The organism is Streptomyces sp. JW3, from assembly GCF_052216785.1.
Taxonomy (GTDB): Bacteria; Actinomycetota; Actinomycetes; order Streptomycetales; family Streptomycetaceae; genus Streptomyces.
In genome coordinates this window covers 45,346-64,745 of the sequence record NZ_JBQOUX010000038.1, presented here as the reverse complement: position 1 = coordinate 64,745, position 19,400 = coordinate 45,346, and the positions used below count along the sequence as shown (strand labels likewise).

12 protein-coding genes and 1 pseudogene are annotated in these 19,400 nt (G+C 73.2%); 5 read left to right on the top strand and 8 right to left on the bottom strand.

The features are described from left to right. The 5 genes and pseudogenes from ACTT8P_RS17675 to ACTT8P_RS17655 all read right to left on the bottom strand — a co-directional run. A pseudogene (locus tag ACTT8P_RS17675) lies at positions 1-911 on the bottom strand (hypothetical protein); the annotation flags it as partial. A gap of 102 nt (positions 912-1,013) precedes the next feature. After that, entirely contained in the window at positions 1,014-1,172 is a 159-nt protein-coding gene (locus tag ACTT8P_RS17670; protein ID WP_442832609.1) for a DUF6760 family protein, read from the bottom strand. Further along, positions 1,169-1,678, bottom strand: coding sequence for a hypothetical protein (locus tag ACTT8P_RS17665; protein ID WP_442832608.1), 510 nt, complete (start codon positions 1,676-1,678; stop codon positions 1,169-1,171). Before ACTT8P_RS17665 ends, ACTT8P_RS17670 begins: the two co-directional genes overlap by 4 nt. Beyond that, a complete protein-coding gene (locus ACTT8P_RS17660) occupies positions 1,678-2,127 on the bottom strand; it encodes a phage tail protein (RefSeq protein WP_361156166.1) in 450 nt (149 codons plus the stop codon). Before ACTT8P_RS17660 ends, ACTT8P_RS17665 begins: the two co-directional genes overlap by 1 nt. Before the next feature lie 59 nt (positions 2,128-2,186). Further along, positions 2,187-3,785: a phage tail sheath subtilisin-like domain-containing protein gene (locus ACTT8P_RS17655; protein WP_442832607.1), complete on the bottom strand. Its 1,599-nt coding sequence runs from the start codon at positions 3,783-3,785 to the stop codon at positions 2,187-2,189. A 369-nt stretch (positions 3,786-4,154) separates the two neighbouring features. Between ACTT8P_RS17655 and ACTT8P_RS17650 the strand changes: the two genes are divergently transcribed. The 4 genes from ACTT8P_RS17650 (at position 4,155) to ACTT8P_RS17635 (ending at position 14,475) form a co-directional block, all read left to right on the top strand. Next, positions 4,155-10,685 carry a hypothetical protein gene (locus ACTT8P_RS17650; protein WP_442832606.1) on the top strand — a complete coding sequence of 2,177 codons (6,531 nt, stop codon included), beginning with the start codon at positions 4,155-4,157 and terminating at the stop codon, positions 10,683-10,685. A 115-nt stretch (positions 10,686-10,800) separates the two neighbouring features. Then, entirely contained in the window at positions 10,801-11,409 is a 609-nt protein-coding gene (locus ACTT8P_RS17645; protein WP_442832605.1) for an eCIS core domain-containing protein, read from the top strand. A gap of 90 nt (positions 11,410-11,499) precedes the next feature. Next, positions 11,500-12,939, top strand: a complete 1,440-nt coding sequence (locus tag ACTT8P_RS17640; RefSeq protein ID WP_442832604.1) for an RICIN domain-containing protein — start codon at positions 11,500-11,502, stop codon at positions 12,937-12,939. A gap of 81 nt (positions 12,940-13,020) precedes the next feature. Next, complete coding sequence (locus ACTT8P_RS17635) at positions 13,021-14,475, top strand: RICIN domain-containing protein (RefSeq protein ID WP_442832603.1); 1,455 nt, start codon at positions 13,021-13,023, stop codon at positions 14,473-14,475. Between the two features lies 1 nt (position 14,476). Here ACTT8P_RS17635 and ACTT8P_RS17630 read toward each other — a convergent pair whose 3' ends face one another. The 3 genes from ACTT8P_RS17630 to ACTT8P_RS17620 all read right to left on the bottom strand — a co-directional run bounded on the left by ACTT8P_RS17630 (position 14,477) and on the right by ACTT8P_RS17620 (position 18,075). Further along, positions 14,477-16,528: an ATP-binding protein gene (locus ACTT8P_RS17630; RefSeq protein WP_442832602.1), complete on the bottom strand. Its 2,052-nt coding sequence runs from the start codon at positions 16,526-16,528 to the stop codon at positions 14,477-14,479. Continuing rightward, positions 16,525-17,253, bottom strand: a complete 729-nt coding sequence (locus tag ACTT8P_RS17625; RefSeq protein WP_442832601.1) for a DUF4255 domain-containing protein — start codon at positions 17,251-17,253, stop codon at positions 16,525-16,527. Before ACTT8P_RS17625 ends, ACTT8P_RS17630 begins: the two co-directional genes overlap by 4 nt. Positions 17,254-17,409: 156 nt before the next feature. Then, positions 17,410-18,075 carry a helix-turn-helix transcriptional regulator gene (locus ACTT8P_RS17620; RefSeq protein WP_442832600.1) on the bottom strand — a complete coding sequence of 222 codons (666 nt, stop codon included), beginning with the start codon at positions 18,073-18,075 and terminating at the stop codon, positions 17,410-17,412. A 325-nt stretch (positions 18,076-18,400) separates the two neighbouring features. Here ACTT8P_RS17620 and ACTT8P_RS17615 point away from each other — a divergent pair. Further along, positions 18,401-19,400 (top strand): ATP-binding protein (locus ACTT8P_RS17615; protein ID WP_442832599.1); only part of this gene is annotated, 1,000 nt, incomplete at its 3' end.

Here is a 19,400-nt window from a genome sequence, read left to right as displayed (position 1 = left end):
GCCGAAGGGGGCGGCGCGGCGCCGGGCCCGGCGGGACGGGTGACGGGCAGGGCGGCGGGCCCCTGCGCACGGTCCGGGGCCGGGGCGGGCTCAGCGGCGCGGGAGACCGCCCGCTGGATGGGCAGGGCGGCGTCGGGCGCGGGGGAAGTGCGGGACACAACAGGACCGGGGGAGGCGGATGTTCCGCCTCCCCTGCCGTCCCCACCGCCGTCCCCCCTGCCGCCATCGCTTCCGTTGCCCCGGTCCGGCGGCGGCGGCGCCGCGGTGGCCGGAGCGGCCCCGCCCTGTGGCGCGGACTCCCGGCGCGCCGTGGGCAAGGACCTGCGCTGTACGGCCGGCGCGGTGGCCGGCGCCGTGACCAGGGGCAGTGCCCGGGGCGGCGCCGTCGGCGCGGTCGTCACCCGGATACCGCGCGGCGGTTCCGGGGCCGGCGCGGGCGGCGGTACGTGCGACACCGCGACGGAGGGCATGGCGGGCGCGGCCGCCCGCTGCACGGCGGGCCCGGAGCCGGACGACGGCCCCGGCGTCCCCTGCGCGGCGGGCCCCGGCGCGTCGAACGGGTCCGCCGGGACGGCCCGCAGCGGCACCACCGGCGCGCGCTGCACCTCCGTACCGGGCGTGGCGGCCCGGGGCAGCGGCCGCGCGGGCCGCTCCAGACCGGTCACCGGCCCGGCGGCGGCGGTGGGCGCGGCGGCGGACGGCGACGGCAGCAGCCGCTCCGGAGAGGTGTCCAGGACACCGAGGGACGCGTTCCTGCTGAACGACGGGTTCTGCCAGGTCGGCAGCCGGCCGCCGAAGCCCCGGTCGGCGACCCCGGAGGAGCCGGCCGCGGACCGCTGGATCGGCGGCAGCCCCGACCACCCGGCCACCCGCAGCGGTGGAGCCGGCGCCGCAGCCGGCGTCGGCTCCACAGGCGAAGACGACGCCGGGGCCGGCGAAGGCACCGCCGCCGGTCCGGTCACCTCGCCGGGGCGGCCGCCCCGGCCGCGCAGACGGTCCAGGAACCCCACAGGTCAGTCCTCCGACTCGGCCCGCGTCACGAACGACGCGATCTGCTCCGTGTACTGGCGGCGGTCATGGTGCTCCAGGTCCAGGATCGCCTCCAGGTTCCAGTGGAAGTGGTAGGCGACGTACGCGATCTCCTCGTGCAGCCGGTCGGTCGCGTACGTCACGATTCCCCCAGGCGGCTCCCGCCGAGTTCCACCTCGAAGGGCTCGGAGCAGTGCGGGCACTCCACCGCCGCCCGGGTGTGGCCCTCGGCGTTGATCTGGCGGTAGAAGTCCTGGAGGAACGCCAGGTCGGAGGCGAACATGCTCTCCACGATCCCGTCGTGCACCGACGGCAGCGTGCCCAGCTGGGTGATGACCCGGCCGAGCAGGACGACCGACAGGTACGCCGGGTTCTCCCGGACCCGGACGTCGCGCAGCGGCACGAGTTCGTCCCGTGCCGTCGACAGCCGCATCACACCCTCGCGGTGCACCGTGCCGCTGTCGTCCACGTAGCCGCGGGGCAGTTCGAAGGGGAACTCGGTGCGCAGTGTCTGCCGCGGGGCCACGTCCGCCGGCGGGGCGGCGGCGGGCGCCGGAGAGGTGATCTCCGCTCCCGCCGCCGCCGACCGGTCGGCCGCGGGCGCCTCGGCAACCCTCGCACTGGGCGCACCGACAGCCGAACGACGCATTACTCGACGACCAGTTCTTCGAACACGATGGTCACGGTCTCGGTGAGCGGATTGGTGTCACCCGCCTTCAGCGTGCCCATCACGATCTTGCTGCACCAGGCGTTGCGCAGGTTCCAGCGCTTGACCGGGCTGTCCTCGTAGTCCATGAGGATGATCGTGGCGTTCTTGCGGGCGGTGGCCATCTGGCCGTTCAGGGAGTCGTTGATCCAGGTGGTGAACGCCGGCGACTGGCTGGCGCCGCGCTCCACCTGGACCGAACCGTCCTTGGCCACACCCGGCATCAGGGTGACGTTGTTGCGGCCGGTGGTGCCCGCGTTCTGCTGGTACTTGATGACGTCCTGCTCGACCTGGAGACCGCTGACCGAGTTGAGGTACTCGACCATCACACCGTCGATCTGGAGACCGAAATTCGGTGCTACGAGGACGTCTTCTGCCTTGGGGAGAGCCATGAGTTCGCTGTCCTTCTAGAAAAAGGTGAGGGAGGAAGGAGCCAGGAGAGGCGGTCCGCCTACTCCTCCAGCTCGCCGCTGCCGCTGGAGAACTGGGCCAGCCGGAAGATCACGAACTCGGCCGGCTTGACCGGCGAGATGCCGATCTCGCAGATGACCCGGCCGAGGTCGACGGACTCCGGCGGGTTGGTCTCCTCGTTGCACTTGACGTAGAAGGCCTGCTCGGGGCTCTGGCCGAACAGGGCGCCGTTGCGCCACTCGTTGACGAGGAACGCCGAGACGTTGCGCCGGATACGGGCCCAGAGGTTGTGGTCGTTGGGCTCGAACACCACCCACTGGGTGCCGATCAGGATCGACTCCTCCAGGTAGTTGAAGTACCGGCGGATGTTCAGGTAGCGCCAGGCCGGGTCGGAGGAGAGGGTGCGGGCACCCCAGACGCGGATGCCGCGGCCCGGGAAGGACCGGATGCAGTTGACACCGATCGGGTTGAGCAGGTCCTGCTCCCCGCGGGTGATCTGGAGCTCCAGGTCGATGGCGCCGCGGATGACCTCGTTGGCGGGGGCCTTGTGCACGCCGCGCTCGAAGTCGTTGCGGGCCCAGATGCCCGCCATGTGACCGCTCGGCGGGACGATGCGGGCCTGGCCGGTGGCCGGGTCGAAGGTCTTGATCCAGGGGTAGTACAGGGCGGCGTACTTGGAGTCGTAGCCGGCCGTCTCCTGGCGCCAGACGCGGATCTGGCGGGCGTTCAGCCCGGGTGGCGGGTCGATGATGGCGACCCGGTCGCCCATCAGCTCGGCGTGCGCGATCATGCCGAGCTGGACGGCCTTGACGGCCTCCAGGTCGATGGCGCCGTTCTGGTAGGCGGACATCAGGTCGGGGACCGCGACCATGGAGATCTCGTCGATCGCCTCCAGGCCGCCGAAGCCGGTGCGGTCCGAGCTGTCGCCGAGGTACTGGGCGGGGCCCGGCTGGGCGATCTCGTCCGGGACCTTCTCCAGCGGGGCGGCCGGGGCGGGCGGCGCGGCCAGGGTCACCGTCTGGTTCTCCGGCCGGGCCAGCTGCGCGGCCGGCGCGGCCTCGGTGACGGTGATGAGCTTGGAGCGCTCCTTCACCTGGGTGACGACGTAGGAGCGGTTGCCCTTCTTGGCGCTCACGTCGAAGGACTCGACCGGCTTCTCGCCGTCCTTGACGATCAGCTTGAAGCGCTCGGCGGGGCCCTCGCCCTCGGGGTCGGCGACCTCGACGGTGAGCGGGCCGTGCTGGCCGGCGGTGTTCGCGGTGACGGCGAACGTGCCGAGCTGCTTGGGCTCGGCGGCGGGCAGCGCGGCCGGGGCGGCGGCGCCGTTCACGGCGGCGGGGGAGGCGGACGCGCCGTTCGCGCCGGTGCCGTCGGCGGAGCCGCCGACCCGGACGACGTACGCGGCCGAACCGCCGTTGTTGAAGAAGCCGTAGACGGAGTGCGCCAGGTAGTACCCGTCGGTGAAGTCACCGAAGGACGCGACGTACTGCGTCCAGTTGGTCACCAGCGTCGGCTCGTTGAGTGGCCCGGTGGGCGCGAGCCCGACGAAGGCCGCCACCGAGGTGCCCACTCCCTCGATCGGGCGCGAGCCGCTGGCCACCTCCTCGACGTAGACGCCGGGCGACAGGTAGGACGGCATGCTCTGCTCTCCTCGGGGTACGAGACAGGACGCCCCTCAGCCTCACGCGCGCGTTGCCCCCGTCGAAACGGCCTCCGGTGCCGGACCGGGGGCATTCTCCTTGCCCCCGCTCGTGCCCATTGGGGCAGAATCCCCGTCTTTCCCTGGTGGTCACCCCCCGTTTCTGCTTCAACATCGTGTGTTGAGTGTCAGTTCGCCAGGATGTCACCTGGCTGTCGAGAGCCCGTCGCCCCGCCGCACCGGGGACGGCGCCGCGGCGGCGAGGACGGTGACGGTACCGGTCACGGCCGGTCCCGTCGGTCAGGAGGCGTGGGGTTGGGCGCAGCGCGGGACAGAGACGGTGCGGGTACGGGCGGGGAGCGGGCGCCGGTGACGGCGGTGCCGGCGGGCGGCGCCCGCGGCTCGTCGGCCACGGCCGTGGCGGCGGCCTCCGGTTCCCGGGCGGCGTCGGCCACGGCCGTGGCGGCAGCCACCGGCTCCCGGGCGGCGCTGGGTTCGCGGCGGATGCTGGACATCCAGCGGCTGGCCGGGAACGCGGCGGTGAGCCGGCTGATGGACGGCCGGCGGCCGAGCGGCGAGTCCCACGAGATGACGGAGCTGCCGCCCGAGCGGACCACGGGCACCGAGACGGCCCCGCCGGCCCGGGACCCGGTCGACGCGCTCGCCGGCCATTACCTGGGGGTCGCCCCCAGGGACCCGGTGGCCGACCCCGACCCCGGTCCCGTCGCGGCCCCGAGCGCGGATTACCCGCCCGTGACGCTGCCGCCCTACCTGATGGACCTGACCTCGTCCGGGCACTCCACGGTCTTCGCGCTCCCCGAGGAGGACCTCAACGCGGTCGTCCGGGTGATCCAGGGCACGGATCTGCGGGGCGCGCCGAGCAACCGTCAGGACATCGACGCGTCGGTGGTCGCGGCGCGGCTGCGCAGCGAGCCGGACACGTTCTTCGGCCGCGGCCGGACCTTCGCCCTGGCGGGGAAGAAGAAGCGCGTCTTCGACGTCACCGTCGCGATCGGCCCGGGACCCCAGGACACGCCGCACCCGGCGCTCTTCCCCAACCCGGGGCTGCCGAAGGGGACCGGCAGCGGCCTGACGCCCCAGCAGGAAGCCGACGCGACGGCGCACACGGAGAAGGGGGCGGCCGAGGGCAGCCCCGGTGTCAAGGACGACAACCAGCTCGCGGCCACCGGCGGACACAGCTCGGGCAGTCACCGGACCGCGTCACCGGGGTTCAACCCCAGCGCGAAGGTGTACGGCACGCTGGACGGGATCAACTACCTCGGCGGTCATTTCGGGGCCGGCGGCACCTTCCACTCCGAGCGCAGCCGGCACAGCGGCCGGGCGGTGACCGAGGCGCGGACGCTGCGCAGCGCCGCCCTGTCGGCCCGGGTGAAACGCCAGGTGCGGTACACGGTCCGGGTCGAGCAGCGGGGCGTGTCCGGCCCCACCGTCGGTACTCACCTGGGCGGCATGGAGATGCGGGTGCCCATGGAGTACATGGTCCCGGCGGGCACCGCCCGCCCGGCCCTCTCGCGGAACCTCGACGCCGCGCAGAGCGCGGAGGTGGGCAAGGCGGTCTCCCTGTCCACGATCGGGGTGGAGGACACCGGCGACCCGCACCAGGGCGGCGGCGGGCTGTTCGACGCGGTGGCCGGGGCGGCGCACGGGCGGATGACCGCCCCCGGCACCCCCGGCCGCGAGCAGCTCTACGCCGAGGTGTCCCGGGAGACCATCCACCGGGAGATGCCGCGCCTGCTGGCCGGGTGGGTGACGAGCGACGTCCTCCAGTCCGACCAGAAGCACCGGGAGTCCCGCGGCGTCTTCCGGATGCGCGCCGAGATCGTGCAGATGACGCCCCTGGTCGGACCGGAGCCGGCGACCGGCACGGCGACCGACCCGCACCTGGCCGAGTTGTCCGCCTACCGTCAGGAGGACGGCCAGGAGGACGAGCCGGCCCAGCCGCGGGCCAAGACCGTCGGTGCGGGCCCCGACCAGGCACGCCACCACCAGACGGTGGCCAGCAACCAGGGCGTCGCGGCGGCCGGCGGGCACAGCGTCGGAGCGGAGCTCGGCGGCGCGTACATCCTGGGAGTGCCGGGCGCGGCGGCCCTGCGCGCCAACCTGGTGGGCAGCGTGGGGGCGAAGAGCATGGGCTCCTCGTCGCTCGACCGGACCACGACCGTCCGGCAGGGCGCCGAGGTGCGCGGCCCCAAGGTGCTCTTCCTGAGCAAGGTCAGACTCTTCGTGGAGTACGGCGGTCCGCGCGACGGAGACCACCTGACCAGGCGCAAGCAGCGCACCGCGGAGCACGACATCGAAGCCTGGATGAGCCTGCGCAAGGAGGAGGCGTACCACCTCCTCGGCGACCAGCTCCCCGAGGACCCCTCGGCCCGTCCGCTGTACGACAAGCGCAAGCGCACCGCGGACGGCAAGACGGTGCTGAAGAACGCCGACGGCACCGACCAACTGCACGACCGGCACCTCCAGTTCGGCGCGATGGGGAACAGCACGTCCCTCACCCACCTGGACACCGGCCCGCTCATCGCCTACCTGGAGCAGGCCTTCAGGGACCCGGCACTGGGGCTCAGGGGGGAGTACCTGCCGGAGTTCGGCGACCAGGCGGAGCCCTTCTTCATGGACCCCGCGAAGGGCGACGGCGACCGGTTGCTGGCCAACCTCAGAACGCTGCACGAGGAGCTCTCCCCGGCCCGGCTCGCCGCCCACAAGAGCCGGCTGCTGAGCAGCGGCGTCCTGGTGCGGCTGCGCAGCAAGACGGACCTGAAGTCCCGGGACGTGGAGATCCGGGTGCGCGGCACCGTCGGGGACATCGTCTACGAGGGCGACACGCCGGACTGGCTCAACCGCAACAGCGCGGGTGCGGGCTGGAGCGCGCAGACCGGCAAGCAGAGCGCGCGCCAGGGGAACGTACGGGCGGAGATCCAGGCCACCGAGGGGCACGTGGGCCTGCAGACGTCGGTCAACGCCGGGTGGGCGGACAGCCGCGGGGTGCAGGGCGGCCCGGTGGGACGCACCGACTCCCTCAACGCCGGTTCCACGACCACCAGCACCTTCGGCACCGAGCTGCGGCTGAGTGTGGACGTGGTCCGGACGACCCGGGGCCGCACCCTGGAGCGGAGCGTCCTGCCCGGCGCGCCGGGCCGGGACATGCCCGAGGACGAGCCGCTGTTCTCCTCCGACGCGGACAACGAGATCACCGGCCTGACGAACCAGCGGGGGAAGCAGCCCACGGTGCACGCGTTCGCCGGGGCCGCACAGCAGGTGAAGCTCTCCACGTCCGCCGAACTCACCGCCGACTCCGCCGGCCAGCGGGTGACGGCCGGGGTGCCCGAGGAGCCCCAGGCGCTCGGGAAGGACGCACCGGCGAGCATCCCCGCGCTGGCCAAGATGGGCAGCGGCGGGGACGGTGTGCGGGACTGGGAGTACATCGAGACGGTCGGCAGCGGCGAACCCCTGTCCGAGCTGGCCTTCCAACTGCTGGCGCGGGCGGCGGCCAAGGCCGACGAGGGAGACGGCGACAAGGTCTTCGAGGCGTCGGGGCTCGCCCCGAAGCTGGCGCTCAAGGAGCACTACAGCCCGGAGGACATCCGGTCGGACCTGCGCGAAGGGGTCGACGCCAACCGGGTCGTCACCGGACTGCGCTACCCCCGGCGGATCAGGACCCTGGAGGGCGAGGTCGGCGACCACTTCCAGCTCACCCTCGCCTCGCCCCAGCCGCTGCGCGAGGTCCTCGGTGTCGGCATGGAGAACATGGTGTCCGGCGGGCACCAGTCGTCCTCGGCCGAGTCGAGGACGAAGACGAAGGGCACCGCCGCGGGAGTCACCGGCACGGGACGCGGGGAGGACTTCCGCGGCCGGGGCGGCCTGACCGGTGTGTACGGCACCGGGGAGACGACCGGCGAGGCGGTCGCGACGGGCGCCACCGTCGAACGCAACGCGGTCCACCCCCGGGCGCGCGAGCCGCTCTTCCTGGTCCAGTGCCACCTGACCGCCACCGTGATCGCCGAGGTCAAGCCGGGGCACGGGTCCGACCCCGTGATCCGGGGCGGGCGCCGCACCCTGCCCCGGCAGGTCGCGCTGTGGCTCACCGCGGACCAGCTGGCCAAGGCCGGGATGGACAACGACGAGCTGACGGCGTGGCGGCAGCAGGAGGCGGCGAAGACCAGGGCGAAGGAGGCGGCGGCGCTGGGCGAGCACCGCAAGTACCTGGAGCGCAAGGACGCCGAGGACCGGGCGAAGGAAGAGGCGGAGCAGAACGCCCGCCGGCGGCAGGAGGAGTCCGGGCACCGCAGGGCCGAGAAGGAGGAACGCAGGACGGCGACGGAGGCGCTGGGCGAGGCCAAGGACCGGCACGCGCGGTCCGAAGCCCTGCGCACCGGTGAGCGGGACCAGGTCCGGGCGGACGACCAGCACTGGGCGGACGGGCTGCGCGAGGAGGACGAGCGGCAGGCCGACCAGGACCGGCGGGAGGCGCTGCGCAGACAGATCGCACAAGGGGAACTCCAGCAGCGGGAGCTGGCGCAACGGCGGGCGGACCGTGCCGAGCAGCGGGCGCTGCAACAGGACCTGGACGCGCTCACCCAGGAGCTGGCGGACCTCGAAGCGGAGCAGCGCAAACGGGAGCAGCGGGAACGCAGGCGCCGGAACCGGCTGGCGAAGAAGCGCGCCCGTACCGGACAGCCCCGCAAGCGGCCCCCGGGCAAGGCACGCAAGCGGCAGGCCCGGCTGGAGCGGGAGCGCGCCGACCAGGACACGGTGCGTGCGGAACAGGTCACCGCGGACGGGCGGCGGGAAGAACACGAAGGCGTCGTGCTCCAGCACGAGCAGGAGGCCGAGGCACGCGCTGAGCAGCAGCGGCTGGAGTTCGCGGAGGCCGACCGGGAACGGCAGGAGCTGGCGGCCGACCGGCAGGCGCGGCGCGCGCAGGAGCGGGGGTCACGGCAGGAGCGGACCCTGCGGGTCAGGACGCGGCACGCGCAGGGCCGGACGTCCGAGGGCCAGGAGCGCGAGTCGCTCAGACAGCGGGAGCGGGACCGGCGGGACGCGGCCCGCGAGGAGCGGGCCCGCAGGGACGAGCGGCGGGCCGAGGAACTGAAGCGCATCCATGCGCGCAAGACCAACCAGGAGGAGTTCGAGGCACAGGAGACGAAGCGCAAGAACGATGCGGCGGAAGCCGAGAAGAAGTGGCAGGACAACCTCGAACAGCACCAGGGAGACATGGACACGGCCCTGGCCGCCCCCGGCGGGAAGGGCACGCCGAAGGTCGCCACCGGCTTCGCCCAGGGCCTGCCCCTCGGCTTCGGCCTGATCGAGCAGGCCCCGGACTTCCTGCCCCTGAAGGACCTGCTGCGCGCGAGACTGGCCGGGACGAACAAGTCGCTCTGCGACGACCTGCTGCCGGAGAGCGGGATCGAGGACAAGTACAAGAACGTGCAGGCGCTGACCAAACTGCTCGGCCGGGACGGCGCCATGGGCGTGCTGGCCAGCGCCATGGACGGCGGCGCCGTCATCCAGCTCAGACGCAACACCCGCACCCCCTTCCTGCGCGGCAACGTCTACTGGCTGGAACTGAAGGTCGAGCGCACCGGGGACGGGAACGTCACCGGACTGGCCGGCAAGGACCGGGAGATCGAGTACGCGACGGTCGGCTCCCACCAGCACACCAAGAGCGTGAAGGAGAGCAGCACCCGCGGCGCCCAGCTCCCGCTGTCCGCCGCGGGGTCGACCGGCGACGCGGTGATCGAGTCGGCCGGCGGCGCCTCCGGCTTCCGGTTCGACACGGGCCACAGCCGGCAGCGGTCGGCGGCCAACCGTGAACAGGTCGGCGTGCGGGCCATCATGGGCGACACCGGGGCGTTCCAGTCGAAGGTGCGCGTACCGGTCGACGTCAAGCTGGTACTGCGGTCGAACTCCGGGCCGGTGGCGGAGGTTTCGCTCGAAGGCCCGCAGGCGCTGGTGTACCGGGCGCTCCAGAACGACCTGAACGCCCTGGCGAGGATGAAACGGCCCGAGCCGGACGCCGAGGCACCCGCGGCGGTCCGCCGGACCGGGGCCGAGAACGCGCAGACGCCGGGCGACTGGCACAAGGAGGGCGTCGGGCTGCCCTGGGCGGCCGTCGTCAACGGCTTCGTCGGCGCGCCGCAGGTGGTCGACACCGTACGGGGCGCCGTGCGGGACGCGGCGAAGAAGCGCTCCGACGTGCTGGGCGGGGCCGACGAGGCCGCCTACGGGCTGCGCACGGCGGTGTCCACGGAGTGGCTGATCACCTGGCTGCCGCAGATCGTCTCGGCGGGTGTGCCGCTGCCGCCGCAGCACCTGTCCGGCCTGGAGGGCTCGGACGCCACCTGCGAACTGCACGGCAGGCTGAAGGACGGCGTGGTCCTGGGCGAGAGCGAGGAGATGACGTTCGAACCGGTCGCGCAGACCCTGCTGACCTCCGATTCGATCGACGGCAACGACACCACCATGGACGGCTCGGCGGTCCAGGCCCCGAGGGCGGCGGGCAACGCCTACTCGACCTCCGCCTCGCACTCCCGCTCCGGCGTCCCCCCGTTCGGGTCGGGCCCGGCGCGGGACGGCACCGACGGGCTGAACGGCGCCGGTACCACCACCGGCATGCCCGGTGGTGACATGGCGTCCAGTGGCAACACCAGCGGCATGGTCCCGTTGCAGAAGCCGAAGGACCGGACGGTGCTGGTGCAGTTCTCCCTGGACGTGCGGGCCGTGGCCCGGCTGCGGCACCGGCACACCCAGTGGGCGCGCGGTGACGAGACGGTCGGCGACCTGGAGCGGACCCTCTCGCACCCGGTGGTGATCCGGCTGCACCTGAAGGACGTGGACGCGATGGAGCAGAAGGGGCAGCTGAGGCGGGAGACGACCTGAGGCAGCCCGCTGCCCGCGGGTCTGCCCCCGAGTCCGTTGCGGCGGACGGTGCCGATGGGGCAGCCTGTCAGCAAAACAAGCACCTGCCGAACCCCAGCGTCCCCCGAGGAGCGTCGTGCGCGCACACGGAACACAGGCCGCCCGCCAGGCCGGTGAGCAGAGCTCGGTCGGCCGCCCCGGCGGTCCGGGCGGCGTCGCGGGCCGGATGCTCGCCCTTCAGCGGCTGGCCGGCAACGCGGCGGTGACGCAGGCCGTCCAGCGCGCCACGCACGAGCACGGGCCGGGGTGCGGCCACGGGGAGCCGGAGGCGGACGTGCAGCGCCGGATGGCGCCGTCGGAGCCGGCCTTCGAGGAGCCGCGGGTGTCGGTGAACGACGCGATCAGCACCTCCGGCAAGCCGCTGCCCTCGCACATCCAGGACCGGGCGGAGCAGGCGTACGGCATGAGCTTCGGGCACGTCAGGCTGCACGACAACGCGGTGGCGCAGCAGTCCGCGGTGCAGCTCAAGGCGCTCGCCTACACCACCGGGAACCACATCGTCGCCCAGCGCTCCAGCCTGGACGACGCGACGATGTTCCACGAGGCGCACCACGTCTGGCAGCAGTCCCAGGGCAAGGTGGCCGGCACCGACAACGGCCACGGCGAGTCCGTCTCCAGCCCGGACCACTCCGAAGAGGTCGAGGCCGCGGAGGTCGGCGCGCGGATGGCCCGGGGCGACTTCTAGGGCCTGCGGGCAACTGGCGGGTCCACCGGGGCAGCCGGGTCTGCCCGGTGGTCCCCTGACGACGCCGGTACGGCGCCGTATCGTCGTGGCGTGAGCCTCTGGACCTCTCTTGAGCCCGCTTCCGCGACGGTGGATCCGGGCAGCAGTACACGTGTACGGCTGCGGGTGCGCAACACGGGCGATGTGGTCGACGAGTACCGGTTCGAGCCGGTCGGTGAGCTGGCCCCCTGGACGGTGATCGATCCGCCGACGATGCGGCTCTATCCGGGGACGACCGGCACAGTCGAACTGACGTTCTCGCCGCCGCGTACTCCGGACGCGACGGCGGGTCCGAATCCGTACGGGGTGCGGATCACGCCGACGGAGCATCCGGAGGCGGTGACGGTTCCCGAGGGGAATCTGACGATCACGCCGTTCACCGAGGTGCGGGCCGAGTTGGTGCCGGTGACGGTGAAGGGCCGGTTCCGGGGCAAGCCGCGCCTCGCGGTGGACAACCTGGGCAATACGAAGGTGACGGCGTCGATCGCCGGCAGTGACCAGGGTGATCATCTCAACTACGAGTTGCATCCGGCGAGTGTGCAGATCGAGCCGGGGCGGGCGGTGTTCGTCAAGGGCACGCTGCGGCCGAAGCAGGTCACTTGGTTCGGTTCGAAGGAGGACCGGCCGTACTCGCTGGCTCTCCAGCGGTCCGGCGTCGAACCCCTCAGCGTGCCGGGTACGTTCGTGCAGCGCGGGTTCCTGCCCCGCTGGCTGGCCACATTCCTGAGCATCTTCCTGGCGCTGGCGCTCGCCTTCGTGCTGATCTGGATCGCCTACAAGCCGCAGGTCCGCACCGCCGCCACCGAGCAGGTCGACGAAGCCGGCGTCGCGCTGACGCCCAGTCCCACCCCGACCCAGGAACTGGCCGCGCCCAGCGTGCCGGCCGAGACGCCCGAGGCCGAGCAGCCGACGACCGAGGAGTCCGAGGACACCGGCGCGGGCGGCGGTGGAGGGGATGGCGGCGGCGGCGCGTCGCCGACCCCCACCAAGAAGAAGGTGCCGGACGTCGTGCCGGCCGAGAACATCATGCTGCGCAACACCACCACCGACATGTGCGCCGAACTCGTCGGCCGGGACAAGGGCAACCCCGACGACGTGGTGCAGCAGTCGATGTGCATCCCGGGCGACGAGGACAATCAGATGTGGAACCTGGAGGTGAAGTACCCCAAGGGCGGCCCCGGCGGCGCCAAGCTCTTCCAGATCCGCAACGTCAAGGACCAGTACTGCATGGACCTGCCGGCCCACGGAGCCGCCCCCGCCGGCACCAGGGTCACCGAGTTCACCTGCGACAGCACCACCGCCACCGACAACCAGATGTGGTGGGTCGACAAGCAGGACAGCGGCGACTACTGGATCCGCAACTTCGCCAGCAACCAGCTGTGCCTCGACGTCGAGGGCGACGGCGGCGGTCTCGACGCCAAGCTGGCCATCTCGGCCTGCACCAACATCCAGGACCAGGAGTGGAAGATCATCCACCCGACCGAGGGGTAGGTGCCGGAGGGCCGCCGGGGCAGCCGGGTCTGCCCGGCGGTCCGGTGACGGGCGACGGCACCCGCCCCTAGCCTGAACGCGATGAGCCTCTGGACCTCCCTTGAGCCCGCGTCCGCCACCGTCGATCCCGGCAGCAGCACGCGCGTGCGGCTGCGGGTGCGCAACACCGGCGATGTGGTCGACGAGTACCGCTTCGAGCCGGTCGGTGAGCCGGCCTCCTGGACGGTGATCGAACCACCGACGATGCGGCTGTATCCCGGGACGACGGGGACGGTGGAGCTGACGTTCTCGCCGCCGCGTACTCCGGACGCGACGGCGGGTCCGAATCCGTACGGGGTGCGGATCACGCCGACGGAGCATCCGGAGGCGGTGACGGTTCCCGAGGGGAATCTGACGATCACGCCGTTCACCGAGGTGCGGGCCGAGTTGGTGCCGGTGACGGTGAAGGGCCGGTTCCGGGGCAAGCCGCGCCTCGCGGTGGACAACCTGGGCAATACGAAGGTGACGGCGTCGATCGCCGGCAGTGACCAGGGTGATCATCTCAACTACGAGTTGCATCCGGCGAGTGTGCAGATCGAGCCGGGGCGGGCGGTGTTCGTCAAGGGCACGCTGCGGCCGAAGCAGGTGACCTGGTTCGGTTCGAAGGAGGAGCGGCCGTACTCGCTGGCTCTGCAGCGGTCCGGGGTCGAGCCTCTCGCCGTGCCGGGTACGTTCGTGCAGCGCGGCTTTCTGCCCCGTTGGCTGGCCACTTTCCTGAGCATCTTCCTGGCGCTTGCGCTCGCCTTCGTGCTGATCTGGATCGCCTACAAGCCGCAGGTCCGCACCGCCGCCACCGAGCAGGTCGACGAGGCGGGCAGCGTACTCGCCCCCAGCCCGAGCGCCACGCAGGAGCTGACCGCGCCCAGCGCGCCCGCCGAATCGCCCGTCGCCGATCCCACCGAGGAGGAGACGGAGCAGGAGGACGCCGGCGGCGGCGGAGGCGGGGGCGGGGGCGGCTCGGCGTCGCCCAGCACCGAGCCGGACATCCTGCCCGCCTCGAACGTCATGCTGCGCAACACCACCACCGACATGTGCGCCGACATCCCCGGCCGCAACGAGGGCGCGATCAACACGGTCGTCCAGCAGGCCGAGTGCCACGAGGGCGACATCGACGACCAGATGTGGGACCTGGAGGTGCGCTACCCGAAGGCCGGCCCCGGCGGCGCGAAGCTCTTCCAGATCCGCAACACCTCCGACCAGCTCTGCATGGATCTGGGCGGGTACGGGGCCAAGCCCGTCGGCACCGCGATCATCGAGTTCACCTGCGACGGCACGACCGCCGACAACCAGCTCTGGTGGCTGGAGAAGCAGAAGAGCGGCGCCTACTGGATCCGCAACTTCGCCAGCAACAACAAGTGCCTCCAGGTGCACGAGACGACCAACCGCGTCTCCGGCACGAAGCTGACGATCCACAACTGCACCGTCGCCGACGGCAACCCCGCCGCCGACGGCGACTGGAAGATCGTCCAGCCGTCGACGGCCGACAACGGGGCCTGAGCTACCAGGAACCCTCGCCGGGCACCAGGCGCCCCGCCTTGCGGTACTCGCGGCGGGCGCCGTCCAGCAGGTCGGCCGCCGTCACCGCGCTGCCGCGCCCGGCGGCCAGGTAGGCGGCGGTCACCACGGCGCTGCGGATCGAGCCGCCCGCCAGCTCGAACTCCTTGGCCAGCGGCGCCACATCGATGTTCTCGACGGTCGGTACGTGCTTCAGCCCGTGCCGCCACAGCGCGAGCCGCTGCTCGGGGTCCGGGAACGGGAAGTCGACCACCAGGTCGAGCCGGCGGGTGAACGCCTCGTCGATGTTGGCCCGCAGGTTGGTGGTGAGCAGCGCGATCCCGTCGAACGCCTCCAGGCGCTGGAGCAGATAGGCGCTCTCCATGTTGGCGTACTTGTCGTGCGCGTCCTTGACCTCGCCGCGCTTGCCGAACACCGCGTCGGCCTCGTCGAACAGCAGCACCGCGTCGGTGCGGTCGGCCTCGGAGAAGATCCGCTCCAGGTTCTTCTCGGTCTCGCCGACGTACTTGTCCACGATCGAGGAGAGCTGGACGACGTAGAGGTCCAGGCCCAGGTCGGCGGCGACGACCTCGGCGGACAGCGTCTTGCCGGTGCCGGACTCGCCCGCGAACAGGCCGAGCACGCCCCGGCCGCGGCCGCCGCCGGCGCTGAGCCGCCAGTCGCCGAGCACCTGGTCGCGGTGGCGGGCCCGCAGCGCCAGTTCGCGCAGCTGGGTCAAGGGACCTTCGGGCAGCACCAGGTCCCGCCAGTCCACGTCCGGGCGGATCCGGCGGGCGTGCCGTTCCAGGCCGGAGGCGGACTGCTGGCGGGCGGCCAGCCGCAGATGGCCCGCGGTGACCGGGGTGCCGTCGAAGGCGGCGAGGCCGCGCGCGGCCAGCGCGGCGCGCACCACGCGCTCCCCGCCGAGGTGGTACGGGGCGACGGTGGCCGCCAGGTCGAGCCCGGTGTCGGCGGCGTCGCCGAGCGCCGCCGCCCAGGTGTCCACCGCGCCCGAGCGCCGTCCGGGCGCCTCCAGGACCAGCGGGTCGTACTCGCTCCACTGGGGGTCGTACGGGCCCTGCGAGGTGATCAGGACCGGTACGTCCGCGGCGGCGGTCAGCGCGCGGACCAGCGTCTCCGGCTTGTCCGGGAGCCCGGTCAGGACGACCGCCCGGCCGGTCAGCCGGACCTCGCGCAGCAGGTCGGGGACGCGTTCCTCGGGGCCGGTGAAGTGCAGGGCCGACAGGCCGGCGGCGTGCAGCGCGGCGGTGACGCAGGCCAGCCCGTCGCCCTCGCGGCGCTCACGGACGTAGACGGTCAGCGGGGCGGCGGCGAGCAGCGCGGCCAGCCGGCGCACGAACCGGGTGTCCGGGGCCTCCTCGCCGTCACCGTCCTCATACGCGGTGACCGGCGCCGACAGGGCCCGGATGTGCCCGGCGAGGGCCGCGTCCGGGGTGTCGTCGCCCAGCAGATGGGCCGCCAGCCGGTCGGGGACCCGCAGCGCGCGGCTGAGGAAGGGCCGCTCGGGCTCGTCCACGACCAGCAGACCGAGCGCGGTCAGCGGCGCCGAGGGGTGGAACCGGCCCCGGGCCGCCGCGTCGTGCACCGGCAGCCCGCACAGGTCCAGGGCGAGCGCCACGGTGGCCCGGCGGCGGCTCACGTCGTCGTTGAGGTAGCCGTACAGCGGCTCGAAGCCGCGGTCCAGGTCCGGGGCGAGGGCGACGAGCAGGACCGCGGTGTCCACGTCGGTCAGGCCCAGCCTGGCGGCCAGCGCGTCCAACGGGTCCCGCGCGTCCAGCCGGCCCGGGGCGCCCAGGGGGGCGACGGGCGCCGGCGGATCGCCGGGCGCGGCCGGGTCGTAGGACGCGGGGTCGTGCGCGGCGGGGCCGTCGGCGCGGTGCAGCAGGTGCCGTACCGCGTCCTCGGAGAGGTACAGGCCGCGCAACGGGTCGTCGGCCGTGGGATCGGTCGCGGCGCGGTGCTCGACCAGCGCGGCGACCCGCTCCCGCAGCCGGGCGAGCCGGGCCGGCAGGGCGGACGGGCTGGGGGACGTCATGGCTGTTCGTCGTCCTGTTCCACCGGTGGTTCCAGAATGTTCCCGGCCCGCCGGGCGCGTTTGGCCATCGCCACCTGCCGCGGCCGGTGGGCCCGTTCGTCCCGCTGGCGCTCGGTACGGTCCGCCCAGTCCTCGGCGCCGTCCGCGGCACCGTCGTAGGACCGCACCCGGACCGCCGCGCCCTCGGTGACCGGCGGTCCGGCGGGCAGTTCGCGGAAGGCCGGGAACGGCGCGGTGATCACCACGTCCAGGGACGGCTTCAGCTCACCGCCGAGCGCGGACCAGATCTCCGCGAGCGAGCGGGCCTCCGTGTGGTGCCCGGCCATCACCACGTGCACCGACAGGCCCAGTTCCTTGAGCGAGCCGGGCAGTTGGGCCGGCGGCACCCACTCGTTGGTCAGCAGCGTGGCCATCACCGCCGACAGCAGCCGGTGTTCGTCGCGCGGCTGCTTGGTCCAGGCGGTGACCAGATAGGCGAGCCGGAACCAGCGCACCGGCTGCCGGCGCTTGACGACCAGGCCCTCCTCGTCGTGCACGGAGATCTGGCCGCGGGCCCGGCGGGAGAGTTCCTCGCGGATGTCGTACAGATAGGCGTTGATGCCCGGCCCGTTGCGGCGGGCCGCCCAGTCGCGGGTCGGGGCGTCGAAGGAGACGTCGATACCGGAACCGTTCAGCGTCCCGTTGTTGAGCAGGTCCTTGAGGACCTCGTCCACCTCGTGGATCACTGCCGTGCTCCCGCCTCACACCCGCTCGCCGTGCCGTTGTACCCGCTGACCACCGGATTCGATGGTGCCCGGTGGGCCGTCCGTCCCGCACGCGCGGCGGGGACGGGGACCGGGCAGCGGCGCTGCCCGGGAGTCCGCCTTCGATTGCCCGTTCGGTCAGATGTAGCCTTCCCTGAGGGCATAGGCAACGGCGTGCGCCCTGTTGCGCAGGTGCAGACGTGTCGTCAGGCCGTGCATCACGTTCTTGACCGTGCGTTCGGAGTAGGACAACTTGCTGGCGATCTCCCCGGTGTCGAGTCCCTCGGCCACCAGCCGCAGCACGTCGACCTCGCGCGCCGCCAGGCCCAGCGACGGCGAGCCGGGCCGGCCCGCCGCGCCCCGGTGCAGGGTGCCCACCTGGTTGATGAGCCGGCCGAGCAGATCCGAGGGCAGATCACCGTCGCCCCGGGAGGCGGCCAGCACTGCCTGCACGAGCCGGTGGTCGGTGGCCTCCCGGCGCCAGACGATGGCCCCGACGCCGCACTCGATGACGTCGAGCAGTTCGTTCTCGCGGATCGTGCCCACCACGAGCACGGCGCGGGCGCCCTCGCTGCGCACCAGCCGGCGCAGCCGGGTCAGCCCGGCCTCGTCGAGGGCGTCCTCGATCAGCAGCGCGACCGTGCCGGGGCCGGTCCCCTCGCGCAGCTCGATCTCCGGGTGCCGGCGCAGCTGGCTGATCGCGCCCTCGCGGCTGATCGGGTCCGGGGCGGTGACCGACACGGGTGTCCTGCGCCCGGGGCCGGCCGCGCGGCCGGTGTCTGTGGTCCGGGGTGAGTTGAGCAACCGTTTCCCCCAAGTTCACGTGTCCGCGCGTCCGGTGAGGGGCGGAGGCGGATGAGCGTGTTCCACACTTCTGGGACTGCTGTGACACCCGCAATCGTGGAGCACCACGAGGTACACCACGAGACCAGCGCGCAAACTCCCGGTGCGGCCCCGAAATTCGGCCGTCGCCGCAGGTCAGACGGTGTCCGGGGACGTTTTCGCGTCCTCCGGGCCGCCGGGTGGGCGCTGTGGTGAGCCTCGCCACAGCCACGCCACCGCCACGCAACCCCGTCCGCCCCACCCCGTCCTACAGGCCGAGGCGCACCGTCCACCCCGGGAGGCAGCCATGACCCGACCGCTGTGCGAACGCGACGACGCGCACGCGCTGATCGCGGCCGAGACCGAGCGCGTCCGCGCCGGCACCGGTCGCCTCGTGCTGCTGCGCGGTGCCACCGGCACCGGCCGCACCGCCGTCCTGGAGGCCGCCGCCGAGCACGCCGCGGCCCGCGGACTGAAGGTGCTGCGAGTGCACTGTTCCCCGCAGGACAGCGACGTATCCTTCGCGGCGGTCCGCGAATGCCTGAGCCGGGTACCGCGGTTCGCGGACCAGGGCCCGGACCCGCTCGGTGACGGCGGCGACGACCGGGACACCGCCGCCCGGCTGTGGCGGTGCCTGTGCGGCTACGCCGCCGACTCCCCGGTGATGGTCACCGTCGACGACGTCCACCTGGCCGACTCCGCCTCCCGCCGCTGGCTGGTCGAGGCGGCCCGCCGGGTCGGCCGGTTACCGGTCCTGCTGGTCGCCACCGAGCGCAGCCAGTACGACGTGGCACCCGGGCCCCCCGGACTCACCCACGCGCTGCCCCCCTCCCTGGTCACCGTCCACACCCTGGCCCCGCTCGGCGACCTGGCCGCGGCGGCGCTGGCGCGTGCCGCGTTCCCGGCGGCCGGCCCCGACTGGACGGCACAGTGCGTACGCGCCGGCGCGGGCAGCCCACTGCTGCTGCGCGCGCTGCTGGACGACCTGGGCGGTATCGGCGCGGGCCGGGGCCGGGGCCCGGGGTCCCCGCAACCCGTTCCGGAGACCTGCGCCGCGCTGTACCCGGGTGCCTACCCGGCCGCCGTCTCCTGGTGGCTGGAGAACGCCGGGCCGGCCACCGCCGAGGTGGCCCGCGCGCTGGCCGCGCTGGAACAGGCGTGGACGACGCGGACCACCGGAGGCCCAGCCGCCCCGCCCACCCCGGCCGCCGATGCGGACCGGACCTCCCTGGCCGCCGATGCGGACCGGACCTCCCTGGCCGCCGATGCGGACCGGACCTCCCTGGCCGCCGATGCGGACCGGACCT

What these genes read in the sequence shown, in the direction of transcription:
- ACTT8P_RS17635 (WP_442832603.1), top strand. Translation starts at nt 13,021, where the DNA reads ATGAGCCTCTGGACCTCCCTTGAGCCCGCGTCCGCCACCGTCGATCCC.
- ACTT8P_RS17655 (WP_442832607.1), bottom strand. Translation starts at nt 3,785, where the DNA reads ATGCCGTCCTACCTGTCGCCCGGCGTCTACGTCGAGGAGGTGGCCAGC.
- ACTT8P_RS17665 (WP_442832608.1), bottom strand. Translation starts at nt 1,678, where the DNA reads ATGCGTCGTTCGGCTGTCGGTGCGCCCAGTGCGAGGGTTGCCGAGGCG.
- ACTT8P_RS17660 (WP_361156166.1), bottom strand. Translation starts at nt 2,127, where the DNA reads ATGGCTCTCCCCAAGGCAGAAGACGTCCTCGTAGCACCGAATTTCGGT.
- ACTT8P_RS17630 (WP_442832602.1), bottom strand. Translation starts at nt 16,528, where the DNA reads ATGACGTCCCCCAGCCCGTCCGCCCTGCCGGCCCGGCTCGCCCGGCTG.